At 36.4% G+C, this 17,463-nt stretch carries 17 protein-coding genes; 5 read left to right on the top strand and 12 right to left on the bottom strand.

The genetic code is table 11. The annotated features are described in order from the left end of the window. Nucleotides 1-56: 56 nt before the first annotated feature. The 5 genes from PSA_RS07090 to PSA_RS07070 all read left to right on the top strand — a co-directional run bounded on the left by PSA_RS07090 (nucleotide 57) and on the right by PSA_RS07070 (nucleotide 4,285). Nucleotides 57-1,241, top strand: coding sequence for a serine hydrolase (locus tag PSA_RS07090; RefSeq protein ID WP_042146049.1), 1,185 nt, complete (start codon nucleotides 57-59; stop codon nucleotides 1,239-1,241). 293 nt (nucleotides 1,242-1,534) lie between these two features. Further along, complete coding sequence (gene ybeD, locus PSA_RS07085) at nucleotides 1,535-1,813, top strand: DUF493 family protein YbeD (protein ID WP_042146051.1); 279 nt, start codon at nucleotides 1,535-1,537, stop codon at nucleotides 1,811-1,813. A gap of 30 nt (nucleotides 1,814-1,843) precedes the next feature. Then, nucleotides 1,844-2,509, top strand: a complete 666-nt coding sequence (gene lipB / locus PSA_RS07080; RefSeq protein WP_042146053.1) for a lipoyl(octanoyl) transferase LipB — start codon at nucleotides 1,844-1,846, stop codon at nucleotides 2,507-2,509. Then, a complete protein-coding gene (gene lipA, locus PSA_RS07075) occupies nucleotides 2,506-3,492 on the top strand; it encodes a lipoyl synthase (RefSeq protein ID WP_042146055.1) in 987 nt (328 codons plus the stop codon). The genes lipB and lipA overlap by 4 nt, the downstream gene beginning before the upstream one ends. Before the next feature lie 394 nt (nucleotides 3,493-3,886). Next, nucleotides 3,887-4,285 carry a hypothetical protein gene (locus PSA_RS07070; RefSeq protein ID WP_042146057.1) on the top strand — a complete coding sequence of 133 codons (399 nt, stop codon included), beginning with the start codon at nucleotides 3,887-3,889 and terminating at the stop codon, nucleotides 4,283-4,285. A gap of 117 nt (nucleotides 4,286-4,402) precedes the next feature. On the opposite strand, the gene PSA_RS07065 is transcribed toward PSA_RS07070, so the two are convergent. The 12 genes from PSA_RS07065 to rbfA form a co-directional block, all read right to left on the bottom strand. Beyond that, the gene (locus PSA_RS07065; RefSeq protein WP_042146059.1) at nucleotides 4,403-4,735 is read right to left on the bottom strand and encodes a Na+/H+ antiporter subunit G; all 333 of its coding nucleotides are present in this window, start codon (nucleotides 4,733-4,735) and stop codon (nucleotides 4,403-4,405) included. A gap of 8 nt (nucleotides 4,736-4,743) precedes the next feature. Next, on the bottom strand, nucleotides 4,744-5,013 hold the full coding sequence (locus tag PSA_RS07060) for a K+/H+ antiporter subunit F (protein ID WP_042146061.1): 270 nt from the start codon (nucleotides 5,011-5,013) through the stop codon (nucleotides 4,744-4,746). Then, nucleotides 5,007-5,543: a Na+/H+ antiporter subunit E gene (locus tag PSA_RS07055; protein WP_042146063.1), complete on the bottom strand. Its 537-nt coding sequence runs from the start codon at nucleotides 5,541-5,543 to the stop codon at nucleotides 5,007-5,009. The genes PSA_RS07060 and PSA_RS07055 overlap by 7 nt, the downstream gene beginning before the upstream one ends. Continuing rightward, on the bottom strand, nucleotides 5,543-7,060 hold the full coding sequence (locus PSA_RS07050; protein WP_042146065.1) for a monovalent cation/H+ antiporter subunit D: 1,518 nt from the start codon (nucleotides 7,058-7,060) through the stop codon (nucleotides 5,543-5,545). Before PSA_RS07050 ends, PSA_RS07055 begins: the two co-directional genes overlap by 1 nt. Then, entirely contained in the window at nucleotides 7,060-7,416 is a 357-nt protein-coding gene (locus PSA_RS07045; protein WP_042146067.1) for a Na+/H+ antiporter subunit C, read from the bottom strand. The genes PSA_RS07050 and PSA_RS07045 overlap by 1 nt, the downstream gene beginning before the upstream one ends. Continuing rightward, nucleotides 7,416-10,205: a monovalent cation/H+ antiporter subunit A gene (locus PSA_RS07040; protein ID WP_042146068.1), complete on the bottom strand. Its 2,790-nt coding sequence runs from the start codon at nucleotides 10,203-10,205 to the stop codon at nucleotides 7,416-7,418. Before PSA_RS07040 ends, PSA_RS07045 begins: the two co-directional genes overlap by 1 nt. Nucleotides 10,206-10,397: 192 nt before the next feature. Continuing rightward, nucleotides 10,398-11,906 (bottom strand): tetratricopeptide repeat protein, encoded by a 1,509-nt coding sequence (locus tag PSA_RS07035; RefSeq protein ID WP_127924127.1) that lies wholly within the window; start codon nucleotides 11,904-11,906, stop codon nucleotides 10,398-10,400. Nucleotides 11,907-12,003: 97 nt separating this feature from the next. Beyond that, nucleotides 12,004-12,900, bottom strand: coding sequence for a lipoprotein NlpI (gene nlpI, locus PSA_RS07030; protein WP_042146071.1), 897 nt, complete (start codon nucleotides 12,898-12,900; stop codon nucleotides 12,004-12,006). A gap of 174 nt (nucleotides 12,901-13,074) precedes the next feature. Next, the gene (gene pnp / locus PSA_RS07025) at nucleotides 13,075-15,198 is read right to left on the bottom strand and encodes a polyribonucleotide nucleotidyltransferase (RefSeq protein ID WP_042146075.1); all 2,124 of its coding nucleotides are present in this window, start codon (nucleotides 15,196-15,198) and stop codon (nucleotides 13,075-13,077) included. Nucleotides 15,199-15,582: 384 nt separating this feature from the next. Next, entirely contained in the window at nucleotides 15,583-15,852 is a 270-nt protein-coding gene (gene rpsO, locus PSA_RS07020; RefSeq protein ID WP_042146076.1) for a 30S ribosomal protein S15, read from the bottom strand. 128 nt (nucleotides 15,853-15,980) lie between these two features. Beyond that, complete coding sequence (truB, locus tag PSA_RS07015) at nucleotides 15,981-16,952, bottom strand: tRNA pseudouridine(55) synthase TruB (RefSeq protein WP_042146078.1); 972 nt, start codon at nucleotides 16,950-16,952, stop codon at nucleotides 15,981-15,983. Nucleotides 16,953-16,963: 11 nt separating this feature from the next. Then, nucleotides 16,964-17,392, bottom strand: a complete 429-nt coding sequence (rbfA, locus tag PSA_RS07010) for a 30S ribosome-binding factor RbfA (RefSeq protein WP_042146080.1) — start codon at nucleotides 17,390-17,392, stop codon at nucleotides 16,964-16,966. Nucleotides 17,393-17,463: the final 71 nt, after the last annotated feature.

Below are 17,463 nucleotides of genomic sequence, written 5' to 3'. Positions count from 1 at the left end.
GATAATGCTCTTTCAGCGCGTCACTTTAACTCATTAAAAAGTAACTAATTAGCAATATGAAACAAATAAAAATGACATTATTAAAAAAACTCAGCAAAATTGTTTGCTCTGCGGCAGTTATTGCCACAGTAGGGGCATCATTTAGCGCGACAGCTCAAATCATCCCTTCTGTACCTCAAATAAATGCAAAAGGTTATTATTTAGTAGACTTCACCACTGGTAAAGTAATTGCGCAAGGCGACGGCGATACCAAACTAGCCCCTGCAAGCCTGACAAAAATGATGACTAGCTATGTAATCGGCTCAGAAGTTAAAAACGGCAATATCGCTTTAACTGACATGGTTACCGTAAGTGAAAATGCATGGGCTAAAAATTTCCCTGACTCTTCAAAAATGTTTATTGAAGTAGGCAAAGAAATTTCAGTAGAAGATTTAAACCGCGGTATTATTATTCAATCAGGTAATGATGCCTGTGTCGCTATGGCAGAACATATCGCAGGTAGCGAAAGTGCGTTTGCGGATTTAATGAATGCACATGCTAAACAACTTGGTATGACTAACTCTCATTTCATCAATAGCCATGGCTTAGATACTAATGAGCATTACACTACGCCAAAAGATATGGCTACTTTAGGTGCTGCATTAATACGTGATGTTCCAGAAGAATATGCTTTATATGCAGAGAAATCATTTACTTTTAATGGTATAAAGCAATTTAACCGTAACTCACTTCTTTGGGATAATAGCCTAAATGTAGATGGTATAAAAACAGGCCATACAAGTGAAGCAGGTTATAGCTTAGTAACTTCAGCAACTAAAGGCGATATGCGTTTAATTACTGTTGTTATGGGTACTAAAAGTGAGCGAGCACGTAAAGTCGAAAGTAAAAAACTACTAAACTATGGCTTTAGATTTTTTGAAACAATTACACCTTATAAAGCAGGCGATAGCTTTGCTAAACAACGCATTTGGATGGGCGATAAAGAAGAAGTTTCTTTAGGTATTTTGCAAGATACACCTATCACAATCCCACGTGGTCAACGCAAAAATTTAAAAGCAAACTTTAAGTTAGATACTGAATTAAAAGCACCGATAGCTAAGGGCACTGCTGTAGGCACTTTATTCTTACAGCTAGAAGGTGAAGATATTGCTCAGTATCCACTTGTTACTTTAGAAGAAATCGAAGAAGGTAGTTTCTTTAGCAAAGTTTACGACTACTTACGTTTACAACTTACAAACTAAGCAGTACAAATAACTAAATATTCTTAGAAAGCCTCTCTTTAATAAGCGAGGCTTTTTTGATTACGCTATCTCAAGTACGATAAAACTTATCCCAAATCAAATCTGAACAGCTTTATTAATCTTTAAATTTAGAATATTAATAAGCGTTTTTAGCTGATTAATGTTAAAATGCCGATCTTTTTAACATTCAGTTCCTTTTATTATCTGCTCATCAAAGGCTTAAGGCTGTTGAACACATAACAAATCATATGAACTGTAATGCGCTTGAACAAAGAATATTAAGGTGAATTATTGTGGTTAAACCAGTTAAAGATACTAAATTTGATGAACTTTTAGAGTTTCCATGTCAACTTACTTTTCGTATCATGGGTTTGGCAAACACAAACTTAACAGATCAAATCATTGCTGTATTGCAAGAGTATGCACCAGGTGATTTTGCACCTACAAGCAAACCTAGCAGTAAAGGCACTTACGAATCAGTTAGCATTGCAACAACCGTGACAAGTAAAGAGCATATCGAACAGCTTTATACTGTGATTGGCAATATAGAAGACGTGCGTTACGTACTATAAGCGCTATTTTCCTATTTAGGAGTCATTAAGTTGAGTCAAAACAGCGTAATTATCCGTCAGTTAAATCGTCGTGGCTACGAAAGCGTCTTACATGCAATGCAAGACTTTACCGATACCAGAAATGACGATACACCTGATGAAATCTGGTTAGTTGAGCACGACCCTGTTTTCACACAAGGCCAAGCAGGTAAAGAAGAACACTTGCTGATGCCTGGTGATATCCCTGTGGTAAAAGTAGACAGGGGCGGTCAAGTTACTTACCACGGACCAGGACAACAAGTTTTATATGTCATGTTTAACCTTCGACGCTTAAAAATAGGTGTACGTGAACTAGTAACTTGGCTTGAAGAAGCAATAGTAGAAACATTAGTTCAATATGGTATTAAAGCTTACGCTAAGCCAGATGCACCAGGTGTATATGTTGATGATAGTAAAATTGCGTCTTTAGGATTAAGAGTCCGTAAAGGTTGCTCCTTCCATGGTCTTGCTTTAAATATCGATATGGATTTAACACCATTTTTGCGTATAAACCCATGTGGTTACGCTGGTATGACTATGATACAAAGTAAAGATTTATCAGGTCCTCAAAACCTTGAAGAAGCCGCGAACGGTTTAGTTAAATCTCTACTTAATAAATTGCAAAAAAACAATGCTGACCTTACAAGCATTCAAATACAGGGGTTTGAGAACGAATGACTCTTTTAGATAAAACACAAGATAAACCAGTAAAAGTAAAACCAGGTGTTAAACTGCGTGATGCTGAAAAAATGCAACATATCCCAATTCAGGTTATAGCAACAGAAAAAAGTGAAATGCTACGTAAACCTGAATGGCTCAAAATACGATTACCTAAATCAAGTGAACGTATCGATGGTATCAAAAAAGCAATGCGTAGCCGTGGATTAAGTTCAGTATGTGAAGAAGCATCATGCCCTAATTTATCTGAATGTTTTAATCATGGTACTGCAACCTTTATGATTTTAGGTGCGATATGTACGCGTCGTTGCCCATTTTGTGATGTAGGCCATGGTCGACCTTTAAAGCCTGATGCTGAAGAGCCAGAAAAGCTCGCTTTAACGATTCGTGATATGAAATTGAAATACGTTGTTATCACATCTGTAGATAGAGATGATTTACGTGATGGTGGTGCGCAGCATTTTGCAGATTGTATTACGCAAATCCGAAAGCACTGTCCAGGTATTACAATCGAGATCCTAGTACCTGACTTTAAAGGTCGTATGGATCGTGCACTAGAGATATTAATTCAAACACCACCAGATGTATTTAACCATAACCTAGAAACAGCACCACGCTTATACAAACTAGCACGCCCAGGTGCTGGCTATAAATGGTCACTAGAACTATTACGTCGCTTTAAAGAAGCACACCCTGATGTTAAAACTAAATCAGGATTAATGGTTGGCTTAGGTGAAGAAATATCTGAAATTGAAGAAGTATTAAGAGACTTACGTGAGCATAATGTTGATATGTTAACGGTAGGTCAGTACTTACAACCTTCAAAACATCATTTACCAGTTAAGCGTTATGTACCGCCAGCAGAGTTTGATGCATTAAAAGCATATGCTGACGAGATTGGTTTTAGCCATGCTGCAAGTGGTCCATTTGTTCGTTCTAGCTACCATGCAGATCAACAAGCTGCAGGTAAAGAAGTTAAATAACTTTTTTAAGTAAAGATTTAACCTCAAAAGGCTTGATAATTTATCAAGCCTTTTTCTTATTTCCTCATTTTAAGTCAAATAAATGCTAAAATTCCTATATAATTGTAAAATTGAATAATGAAATGCTAATTTCCACAAAGATGTTTTCAATACTATTTTACTTTACTCTCACTACCTCCCCCTTCATTGGCAGTTGATGCATTGCCCAATGCAGAGGTGAGTGCGATTAATAATCCTAGTATGGCGATAAGCGCTTATCAACAATATAAAGAGACTTTGAATACACTTCCCCATTCAATCCAATTAAGGTGGCATACCGTTGCAATAAGAGCCGCATTAAATAATTCTCAGTTTTTATTTGCAGAAGAAGTATATTCAGAAAGCTTTATCAATTTTGGAAATTGCACCGCATAAAGCTATCGAAGCAAGTATATATAATACTTTAGGCATGCTTGCACTAAGTCAAAAAGACTATCTATTGGCTAAACAGAGCTTTACACGTTCTTTATTTTTAAAAGAAGGTAAATCAAGAGATTCTGCACAACTTATTTCAGCTCTTAATCTCTTAAATACATTACTTTATTTAGAAGATACCTCATTATCAATTAGAGTATTACCTACAATAGAAAGACTGTTAAAACGCAGTAATAATATAGATCATCATACTTATTACCATTGGCTGCAATTTAGCCTTGCAAAACTGCAAAATAAACAAAGTGATATCACATCCGAGATACTGGTAAAAGAGTTCAAATTATTAAGTGGTAGTAGTTATAAAGCATTGATAAAATAAAGAGCTATTCATTTAGACATCCAATTGCCTCCGGCTAAAAAAAACACAAAAAAAATGCAGTACAGTGGCCCTATACTGCATTATTTAAAAGCGTGTAAAACAAAGATATAGAAGAAATTAATCTTCTTCTATATTATCTAAGCCTTTAGTACTTTTTTTTGCGTCTAGCTTATGATGTATGGCAGCCTTAATAAGCATATAGCCCGTTATAGGTGCCGTGATCAATAAGAAGATAGAGATTAATATTTCTTTCAAGCTTATGGTATCTGTTGTCACACTAAAATAGACCATAGCGGCAATTAAGATACCTGCCATACCTAAAGTTGTCGCCTTAGTTGGGCCATGTAAACGCATGAAAAAATCAGGCATTTTATTTAGGCCGATAGAGCCAATTAAAATAAAAGCACCACCTAGCAGTAATAAAATTGATACTATCCATTCAAAAATCATAGTCACCCTTATTCAATAATATCGCCACGAAGCAAGTATTTACATACCGCTACCGTGCTAACAAAACCTAACATTGCAATTAATAGTGCAGCTTCAAAGTAAAGCGCTGTATCCATTTGCAAGCCGTATAAAATTATCAGAGCTATGGTATTAATATACATAGTATCTAAGGCTAAAATGCGATCAGGTACTGAAGGACCGACAATTAATCGCCAAATATTTAATAATAAAGCGATGCCAATCATAGAAAATACAATCAAAATTACGGTGTCTAACATTGAAAAATCTCCTTTAGCGGCGCTTCATATCTTTGTTTAATCATTTTAATTAATGCTTCCTCATCTTCCAAATCCAAAACATGGATCAGTAAATATTTTTGAGGCTCAGGCGCTTCATCATCAATATTTTCAGGTATTGGATATATCTCTGCGCTGACAGTTCCTGGTGTTAGCGATACTGTGCTTGCCAATATGGTAATTGGCATTTCATGAGATAAATCCAAAGGCACCTTTACAAATGCTGGACGTAACTTTTTAGTTGATCCTAATATCAAAATTGCCACTTGCACATTAGCAGTCACAATATCGTAAAGTACTAATAAAAAGTGCCTAAGCGCAAGCCCAGGCTTTAAGATCAAAGGTTGCGGCTCTCTAAATCTAAAAGTTAACAACGGAATTAAAACAGCTAAAATCGTTGCTAAAATTAAATGCCCAACTGAAACACTATTATTTAATAATAACCATACAATAAATAATAATAGGCTGCGAAATGGCGTTGGTAGCCAAGATACCTTAGCTTCTAATCTCATTATTTAGCTCCATGGTTTGATATGGCTAAAACGGTATTAACATGATTAGTCACATCATGTAATTGTTTAGCAGCAGCTAATGTAAAGTCACTTATAGGTCCTGAAAAAATAACCATTAAAGGTGAACATAATAATAAAGCAATGATCACATTTGTTTTTAATGGTGCTGCAATTTCTTTGGTCGCTTCATTATTTGAATGTCGCCAAAATAAATAACTACCCGCACGAGATAAAGCAATTAATACAACAAAACTCGCAATCAAATATACAGGCCAAAATATATAGGTACCGTTAATTTCTGAAGAGGCTTTTAATAACCAAATCTTACCAATAAAACCCGACATAGGCGGCATACCCATTACAGCCAAAGCTGCAATTAAAAAACCACCGCCCAAAATATAAGGTTGAGCGACCGGTCGTCCTTCAACGAGTCTATCGGATACTTTACCTCTTTGGACTGAAATTAAATCAGCCAATAAAAATAGTGCTGCTATCATTAAGGTTGAGTGAATAACGTAATACAGTGCTGCGGCAGTCGCGATAACAGAATGCATACTAATTGCTGCAACCAAAGTACCCACAGAAATAATAACAAGGTTCGCTGTTAGCTTTCTTAAATCTTCACTGGCAAGTACACCAATAGCACCAATTGCGATAGTTAAAATAGCCAATGGCCATAACCAAGACTGCGCCATAAAGGCAAGCTCGCCCGCTTGTTCACCAAAAATAATGGTATATACTCTAAACATCGCATACACGCCTACCTTAGTCATTATTGCAAACATCGCTGCAATAACAGGCAAGGCTGATGAATAGGTTTTTGGTAGCCATAAATGCAGTGGTAAAATCGCTGCTTTTAAACCAAAAACAATCAATAATAATAATCCACCAATTTTAGCTAAAGCAATATCGTCTCCAGTAAGTTGTGATACTTTCACTGCCATATCAGCAATATTTAATGTGCCTAATACGCCGTATAGTACGCCTAAACCAATCAGGAATATGCTTGAACCAATCAGATTTAAAATCACATAATGCAATGCTGAACGGGTTTTATGCTTATCCCCTGCATGCATCAATAATGAATATGACGCGATTAATAAAACTTCAAAAAATACAAATAAATTAAATAAATCCCCAGTTAAAAATGCCCCATTCACACCCATAACTAAAAAATGCATTAAAGGGTGAAAGAAGCTGCCTTTCTCATCATCATCAGCACTTGCATAAAAAATACAACATAAAGCTAAAAATGACGTTAAAGAAATCAAAAGTGTCGATAGCATATCGCTAACCAACACAATACCAAATGGCGCGCTCCAATTACCAACCGCATATACTTCGATGTTATTGCTAGCGCTATGATTTAATAATATTAAAGAAGCAACTAAGGTAAAAAAAGCAAATGCTTGAGATACCATACGTCTAATTTTTACATTTTTACCACAAGGTGGCAGCAATGCTAAAATTGCGCCTAACATAGGTAATAATATAGGTAAGGTCACTAAGTGGCCCATTAACGACTCTCCCTTTTAGATTTATTGTTTTTATTAGGAATAATGCCATCTACATGGTCATTACCTAAATCAGCTCTGCCACGTATAGATAAAATCACCACAAATGCCGTCATTGCAAAACCAATTACAATCGCGGTTAAAACTAAAGCTTGTGGTAAGGGGTCAGCATATTGTGCTGACTGACCTAATACGGCAGCTTGATTTGAGTTAAGTCGCCCTGAGGCAAATAAAAATAAATTAACTGCGTAAGACATCATAGTGAGACCCAAGACAACTGGAAACGTACGGGCTCTTAATATTAAAAACAGACCGCAAGTTACAAGTATGCCGACACATGTCGAATATAAAATCTCCATTATTTACTCTCCTTAGCTTCAGTGCCTATGGTGAGCTTACCTAAACTAGCTAAAATCATTAATGTAGAACCTACAACTGTAATATAAACACCTAAATCAAATGCGATTGCACTGGCTAACTCTACTTTTCCGACAAATGGAATATCAAAGTATTCAAACCAACTTGTTAAAAATGGACGGTCGAAGAACCAGCTTCCCACACCCGTTGCTAAAGCAATTAAAATACCTGAGGCGATGATCTTTCTGTAGTTTGCATCAATTCGAGATGACACCCACTGAGAGCCATGTGCCATATACTGCAATATAAATGCAGTTGCAGTAACCAAACCAGCTATAAATCCGCCACCTGGTAAATTATGGCCACGTAAGAAGATATACACAGATACCAATAAAGCTAAAGGTAATAAGCTTTGTGAAATACTGGCTAGCAAAATAGGATGACGTTCTCTTGCCCAAGGACGCCCTTCACCATCGCTTGATGGCATAAATAAAGGTAAATTAGTTAATAATTTATAAATACCCAATGCGGCAATGCCTAAAACGGTAATTTCACCAAAAGTATCAAAGCCTCTAAAATCCACTAAAATCACGTTTACAACATTTGTACCACCACCGCCAGTTTTAGCATTAGCTAAAAAGAAGTCAGATATTGATGATAAAGGACGTGTCAGCATGGCATAACAGATACTACCTATAACCACACCAATACTAGAAGCAATAGCTAAATCTCTTAAGATACGTGGCGAACTTGATTCTTTTGGTGTTTTTTGTGGTAAAAAGAATAATGCTAGCATTAATAAAATAACCGTCACAACCTCAACGATTAACTGTGTTAAAGCTAAATCAGGTGCTGAAAAACGGGTAAATGCTACAGATACCATTAAACCTACAATAGAAATACTGATCAGTGAAATAATACGTACTCGATGCCAAATGATAGTCGCAAATGCACCTGCTATTAACAAGCCTGCGCCAACCGCATTTTGAGGTGTAATAGGCATTAACTCTTCAGTACCTGCTAATTGGATCATATCAAATAATGGTAAGCCTGCTAAAATAAGCACTGTAAGCAAGAACAAAAATATGTATCTTTGTAATGAGGCGTTTTCAACAGAGTTTATAAATTTAGCGCTTACTTTAACCGAAGCTTGCACCCATGTTTCAAACCATACTTTTGCATCAATGCTTGGTAAAGATGCTTGAAACTGGAAGAAATGCTTGCGCTGTGTATATACAAATAAGCCAACTACAACAGCAATAAAACTCATTAATAATGGCAAGTTAAATCCATGCCAAATGGCTAAGTTAAATTCAGGTAATGCATGACCAACTACAGCCATCGATGCCGATGTTAAAATACCATTCACAACAAAATTAGGTACTACACCAACGATAATACAAAGCGCAACTAAAATTTCAACGGGTACACGCATATATCTTGGCGGTTCATGTGGGGTTTTAGTTAACCCAATTGGCTCACCATTAAAGAATACATCATGAATAAATCGCGCCGAATAAGCCACAGCAAAAATACCCGCTAAAGTAGCCAGCACAGGGATCAACCAAGACATTGAACCAAGTACTTGTTGGTGTAGTGTTTCAGCAAAAAACATCTCTTTAGATAAGAAACCGTTTAATAAGGGCACACCTGCCATAGAAGCTGATGCCACCATAGCGAGCGTTGCGGTATAAGGCATAAATTTAAATAAACCATTTAATTTACGCATATCACGAGAGCCTGTCTCATGATCAATAATACCCGCAGCCATAAACAGCGATGCTTTAAATATCGCATGGTTGATAATATGGAAAATAGCTGCAACTGCAGCCAGTTGCGTATCTAAGCCTAATAATAAAGTAATCAAACCTAAATGGCTGATCGTTGAGTAGGCTAATAAACCTTTAAGATCGTGCTTAAATAGTGCTATGTATGCACCTAAAAGCAAGGTGGCTAAACCTGTTAAACCAACAATTAAGAACCAAAGTTCAGTGCCCGCTAAAGCAGGATAAAAACGCGCGAGTAAAAATATACCAGCTTTTACCATAGTGGCAGAATGTAAATATGCACTTACTGGCGTTGGCGCGCTCATAGCATGAGGCAACCAGAAGTGGAATGGAAATTGTGCCGACTTAGTAAAAGCACCTAATAAAATCAATACTAAAGTAACAGGATAAAGTGCATGATTTTTTATTAATTCACCACTTTTTAATACAACACTTAAATCGTAACTACCAACGATATTACCAAGTAAAATTAATCCAGCGAGTAAAGCTAAACCACCTGCTCCCGTCACCGCTAGGGCCATTCTGGCGCCTTTTCTTGCAGCGGATTGATGCCACCAAAAACTTATAAGTAAAAACGAACTAACACTGGTTAATTCCCAAAAAACCCACAGCTGAATAATATTATTTGATAGTACGATACCTAACATCGCAGTCATAAATAACATTAAAAAGGCATAAAACTTAGCCATTGAGTCTTTTTCACTTAAGTAATATCGAGCATACAAGATAACCAATAGCCCGATACCTAAGATCATAAATACAAATAATAAGGCAAGACCATCAAGTCTGAACGATAAATTTATACCTAACGCGGGTATCCACTGAAGAGAATACAACAAGGTTTCACCAGCAAAAACAGCAGGTGTGTAATAAATCGCAATCGCAAGCGCAATCGCCGGAAAAATTGCAGTTAACCAAGCGCTTGTCGTTCTGTTTAAGTTTCCGGTAACAGACGCAATTACACTAGCTAACAAAGATAATATGGGGATCCATAGCAAAGCCATTTGTTTATTTTATTTCCTGAATCTAAATTCAAATCTCTATGATGATATCATTTATCCCCCTAAACAAAATAGATATTAAATGAAAATTATAAAAAATAGCTCAGCGACACTAAAATTAACTTGTTGATGAAAATAAGCTAAATAGAACTTAAACATATTAGGAAGCTTTTACCCCTGATTTTGATAACATGATTAGAGCGATCCTTTCCTCCTATTCAAATACTGTACTGCTAATGGGTTATTTTGTGATGCTGATAACTTAAAATAACGCATTGCAGCCTTTTTATCCGCCTTGCCTCCCAATCCATCATTTAACATTTTCCCATAAAAATACTGTGCAAAACTATCCGATGATAACTTACTTGCACTAAGATAAAGTGCCCTCGCCTTTTTAAAATCAGAATTTTCATAATGGAGCCTTGCTAAATGAGATTGGGCAAGCGGCCAGTCTCCGGCTTGTTGTAAACGTGTAATAGCCAAATCAATCTCACCTTTATTTTCATAATATAGAGCAAGCTGAAGCGACGCTCCTTTAAAGCCAAGTTCTTCTGAATACTGATACCAATAATAGGAATTGTCCAATTTAGCAAACGCCATGGAGAAAACCTCAAAGTCAGGCAAGCTATTCTCTATATTACGCTCTAATATATTTTTATAATCTAATGGTAAATTTTTATCTAAATACTGCATTAAAGTTAGTTCAGTTACAGGTTTATAAGCTGTCCGTTCACTGCCATTACAAGTTGGTACAGCATGTAAGTTAAGTGGTTTTGGCTCTTTATTTGAAATCAGTGTTAATTGACTATGCTTTAAATTTAAAGCTTGAGAATTGCAGCGCTGTTTTTGTATAGGTTCTGAAAGCAGGTATTCATCTTCAAAGCCAAACAAATGCATAAACTCATGTTTGAAAACATTAAAGTGGCTTTTTTTTGCTAAATACATTATCCCTGAATTGACATTAGCTTTACCTTTCTCGCTCATTATCATTAGGTGTCGTATGCCTTTAGGCCAATTTTTAGACTGCGCTAAATGGCTTAAATCACATGATATTGCTTTACTCTGCTGTGCAGAACATTTTAATTTAGCACTTTGAATATAAAGTGGTTTAGTAAAACATACAGGTAAACTTGATAAATATGCATCGTTTTTAAAAGATTGAATAATCTCTATAGAGCGCGCTAACCTAGAGTAACTTGTTGCTATGGGCACAATATTAATTTGGCAACTTGTGATATTAAGTTGATTTTCTTGAGCGACAAAGTCACGCGTAAAATAAAGATAATTATGGCTTATACGCTTGTATAGCGCAGTTGAAGGCTTTATAGATAAAACTTGAGAGTTGTGCAACTGCGATAAGTAATGCCAACTGTCATCATCTTGCGGGGTTAAAAAGTCACTGATCTGAGACCAGTTATTTTGCTTTTCATAAAATGATAAAATGTTTTCTCTTGCTGATTTTTTACTAGCAGTATCATCGGCTAAATTTAAAATTTTATAATATAACTTTTTGGCTAATAAATGCTTTTGCTGCATTTGATAATGACTCGCCAACAACGTCATCGCCTTTACATCATTTTTTGATGATAAGTATCTTAAACTCTCAATATCAATATAAGCCGAATCTGATAACTCTGATTTTTGTAATATCAAATTAGCAAATTGATAACTACCATTACTATAAAGGCTGTACAAAGTTTGCATTGTTAAATTTGATGAATTTAAAACAAAAAGTGTTAAACAAATACATAAAAGCCGAAGCATTTGCTTCGGCTTAATATTGAAAGCTAAAAACATTACCTTATTGCACAGCTTGAGCGGCTTCTAAAGCTTGATTCTGCAATACTTGTAGTTCTAATCGAGCATATTTGTATTCGACAAACTCATGTACATTTGTTGATAATGCCAACTTAAAATATTCTAAAGCTCTTGCGTTATTACCGTCATATTGATGTTGTTTAGCTAAGTAAAAATAAGCTTCGCATAAACGCTCTGCGTATTGCTGATGATTACTTATATTTTTATCTAAACCTGCTAAAAAGTCTTTTTCACTTAAATCGCCGCTATATAGCGATACCAACTGATATGCCCAGTTATCTGAATTTAATTTTTTTGCATGTTGTTTTAAATGCTTAACAGCCTCTGGTTTTGATATCGCTTGCTCAGCTAAATATAGCCACACTACACGGTAAGCGTCATCAGGTGCATAATCTAAAAACCTTTGAAAATCAGATTGCGCAAGTTGCGCTCTATCACCATAGTAAAGTGCTATACCACGATTTAAATAGGCGTATTGATGCTCTGGCTTTAAATCTAAAACCGAATCAAACATTTCATATGCTTTGGTATATTGTTGTTTAAGCGTTAAATGAATACCTAAAAAGTTATAAACCTCAGGTAAATCCGGCTTTAATTTAATAGTACGATTAAAGTCGATCCACGCTAAAGTTTGCATACCTAAGCTATCAAATAATACACCTCTGTCATAATACAGTTGTGCTTTTTGCTCATCAGTTAAGTTTGCACGATAAAGTAACTCGCTATAGCGGGCGATTGCGATTTCACTTCGCACATCAGACTCTAATGGCGTGGTAAAAGCAACATTTACAATAGGTGTATCCGTTTTTTCAGGTGTTGATTGACATGCCATCAAGCTAAAACCTAAAAATGTGCCTAGTATTATATTTTTTAATTGCATCGATTTCCCTAGAATTAATAATCGATAAAAAGAAACTACTCTTAAGAGTATAGCCTATTATTTTGGTTCAATTAAACCTATTAAAAAATAATAAATAACATTAGATCAAACTTTTACCTTAAACACAAAAAAGGGCCAAAAGGCCCTTTTAAAAAAACTAATTTTTAGTTTAAATTATTCTGCAGCAGGTGCTTCAGTTGGAGCAGCAGGAGCCATCGCTTCTTTGATGCTTAAGCGTACACGTCCTTGACGGTCAACTTCAACAACTTTAACTTTAACTTCTTGACCAACTTTAAGGTGATCAGCAACATTATTCACACGCTCTTGACAGATTTGTGAAATATGAACTAGACCATCTTTACCTGGAAGTACGTTTACAAACGCACCAAAATCAACGATACGTACAACTTTACCGTTGTAGATAGTACCTACTTCAAGCTCAGCAGTAATTTGCTCGATACGCTCGATTGTCGCACGTGCACTTGCACCGTCAGTTGCAGCAATTTTGATTGTGCCATCATCTTCGATTTCGATAGTTGTGCCGAATTCTTCAGTTAATGCACGAATTACAGCGCCACCTTTACCAATTACATCCGCAATTTTCTTAGCTGGGATGTTCATAGTGTAGATACGTGGCGCAAATTCTGATAATTCTTCAGACGGTGCAGAAATAGCTTCGTCCATCACAGTAAGTATGTGTAAACGTGCCGCTTTTGCTTGAGTTAAAGCAATTTGCATGATTTCTTGTGTGATACCTTCAATTTTGATATCCATTTGTAGTGCAGTGATACCACCTTGAGTACCCGCTACTTTAAAGTCCATGTCACCTAAGTGATCTTCATCACCTAAGATATCTGAAAGTACTACAAAGTTTTCGTCTTCTTTAACAAGACCCATAGCAATACCCGCTACAGATGCTTTAATTGGTACACCAGCGTTCATAAGTGCAAGTGAAGAACCACACACAGAAGCCATTGAAGAAGAACCATTTGATTCAGTGATTTCAGATACAACACGAATTGAGTATGGGAATTCAGTTAATGATGGCATTACAGCATTCATACCACGTTTTGCTAAGTTACCGTGACCAATTTCACGACGTTTAGGAGAACCTACAAAGCCAGTTTCGCCAACACAGAATGGAGGGAAGTTATAGTTAAGCATGAAATGATTCTTTTGCGTGCCTAAAAGGTCATCGATAAGTTGTGAATCACGTTCAGTACCTAAAGTAGCTGTAACGATTGCTTGTGTTTCACCACGTGTAAAGATTGAAGAACCGTGAGTACGTGGAAGTACGCCAGTTTTTACATCTAATGCACGAACAGAAGCAGGATCACGACCATCAATACGCTTTTCACCCGCAATGATGCGGCCACGTACAGCTTTTTTCTCTAAAGAACCAAAAAGTTTACCTACTTCTTGAGAGTCTAGCTTTTCATCTTCAGCAAGTTCAGATGTTAATGTGTCGATTACTAATGCTTTAGTTTCGTTAAGAGAATCTTTACGAGCAACTTTATCAGTAATTAAGTATGCCGCACCGATTTTTTCTTCAGCGATTGCAGCAATTTTATCTGCTAATACATCATTTTTTTCAGGAGCAGTCCAATCCCAAGTAGGCTTGCCAGCTTCTGCTTTAAATTCATTTACAGCAGTGATAATAGATTGTGCTTGCTCATGACCATATACAACAGCGCCAAGCATAACGTCTTCAGCTAATACTTCAGCTTCTGACTCAACCATTAATACTGCATTTTCAGTACCAGCAACAACTAAATCTAATTGGCTGTTTTCAAGTTCAGTTACTGAAGGGTTTAGTACGTATTGACCGTCAACATAACCAACTCGAGATGCACCGATAGGACCATTAAATGGGATACCAGAGATAGCTAATGCAGCAGAAGTACCAATCATAGTTACGATATCTGGTTGGATTTCTGGGTTTGATGACATTACAGTTGCAATAACTTGCACTTCGTTCATGAAACCAGCAGGGAATAAAGGACGAATTGGACGGTCAATTAAACGTGCGATAAGTGTTTCGCCATCGTTAGGACGACCTTCACGCTTTAAGAAACCACCTGGGATACGACCAGCAGCATACATACGCTCTTGGTAGTTAACTGTAAGAGGGAAAAAATCTTGACCCGCTTTAACGTCTTTTTTACCAACAACAGTTACCAAAACTGAAGTATCACCGATGCTTGCTAATACCGCACCACATGCTTGACGTGCAATTGCACCTGTTTCTAGGGTTACTTCGTGTTGGCCTAGTTGAAATTTTTTAATAATTGCTTGCACTTAATATTCCTTAATAAATAAGTTTGAAATTGTTGTTTTGCTTTAATCTGGAATCATTAATTGAACTCGTGGAAAGAGTGTTAGCCAATGGTGCAGTTGGCGTAGCGAAAAAATTCGTAGTCACCTTATAGGTAATGAGTAATTTTTTCGTATAGCCAGGTGCATCAGTGGGTGGCGCTATTTTTCGTGGTTCAACTGATTAATCCAGGTTTCAGTACCAATTCCAGTAGTTAATTGTACTTTAACTGTCAAATTGAAAGATCAATTAACTACTACAATTGGTATCCGCGCTTAGTATACTTTACAAAACACATGATAGTAATAAACAGACATAAAAAAAGAGGCTAAAAAGCCTCTTTTTTTAATCAAAATCTTAGCATCGAATTAACGACGTAGGCCAAGCTCTTGGATTAACGCCTTGTAAGACTCTACTTTTTTACCTTTAAGGTAATCAAGAAGTTTACGACGTTGGCTAACTTTACGTAGAAGACCACGACGAGAATGGAAATCATGTATATGGCTTTTGAAATGGCCTTGTAGCTTGTTGATATCAAATGTTAATAATGCAATTTGAACTTCAGGTGAACCAGTATCGCCTTCAGCACGAGCAAATTTAGCAACGATTTCAGCAGTTTCTTGAGTACTTAGTGACATGTGTAACTCCAATATTTAAAAATTTAGACTCTTGAAAACAAGAGCACTTAGGGTGTTTAAGCCGATCACTAATTCAGCAAAAACGATTCGGACGGGATTATACGGTTTAATATACCAGTCTGCAAACTTTATTGTGGCTGTAAGCTTTCTAAAGTACGTTTTGCTTTTAATTCGCCTTGGCTATTTTTTTCACCAACACCAATAAATGTTTTAGCGCTTCCGGCTGTTACCCTAACAACACCATCAGGTAAACCTTTAACAGCAATACTACGGCCATTTGCAAAAAAGCGTCCGTTTTCTTCGCTGATATTAACTTCTTTAAGATCTGCAACCGCCGTATCCATAGGTAATAGTAGTGAATCTAACACAATGTAAGCATCAGCTGATATTTGCTCTCGTTTATCTGATTGATTTTCCTTGCCACGATCTAGTAACTCTTGTATTTGGTCTAGCGTAACCATTTGCTCGCTAGGATAATTACCTACTTTTGATCTATGCAGCATAATGACATGCGCACCACAACCTAAGAGTTCACCTAAATCATCAACAATTGTCCTGATATAAGTGCCTTTGCTCACATGCGCTGTCATTTGAATTTCGTTGGTTTCACTGTCGAATTCGTCAAACGTCAGGCTAAATACATTTATTTTTCTGCATTTTCTAGGTACTTCTATGCCTTCTCTGGCATATTTATATAAAGGACGACCTTCGTATTTTAGTGCAGAATACATAGAGGGGTATTGATCAGTTTCACCGACAAATGTTTTTATCGCATCGTCAATTTGGGCATGTGTTACTGATACCGGCTTTTCACAAACTACATCACCTTGAGAGTCTGATGTTGTAGTACGAACACCTAACTTTGCACGAACAACATACGTTTTATCAGTGTCTAACAAAAACTGTGAAAACTTAGTTGCTTCACCAAAACAAATTGGCAGCATACCTGTTGCCAATGGGTCTAGTGCGCCAGTATGACCCGCTTTTTGAGCATAATAAATCGCTTTAGCACGTTGCAAAACATTATTAGATGATAGCCCTTCTTGCTTATCTAATAGCAAGACTCCATTGATAGGGCGACCTTTTGACCTTCTTGCCATTTTAAAACCTATTACTTTTGTTCTGTAGAACTGTCTTCGTTGTTGTCTGCGATATCTTCGTTATTATCTGCACCACGTCTTTCATTATCAGTACGTACAGCAGTTTCAACTAAGTTAGAAATACGCATACCATCCATTAACGAAGTATCTAATACAAACTTAAGCTCAGGCATAATTCGAGCACGAATTCGCTTGCCTAATAGAGAACGGATGTAGCCCGTTGCATCATTTAATATTGCCACACTCTTTTTACCACTATCTTCATCTTTTTGATCTAGGATAGTTATAAAAATTCTTGCATAAGATAAATCACGTGATACTTCAACAGCCGATACTGTTACAAAGCCTAAACGTGGATCTTTTATCTCTCTTTGTAAAATCTGAGCTATTTCTTTTTGAATAGACTGACTTACGCGATCTGTACGAGAAAACTCTCTCATTTTATCACTCTTTAATTTACATAAACTTTAGGTGACTTAAGACCTAAAATTTTAAAATTCTTAAAATACGA

Source organism: Pseudoalteromonas sp. '520P1 No. 423' (assembly GCF_001269985.1).
Lineage (GTDB): Bacteria > Pseudomonadota > Gammaproteobacteria > Enterobacterales > Alteromonadaceae > Pseudoalteromonas.
This window is presented reverse-complemented; position numbering and strand designations above follow the sequence as displayed.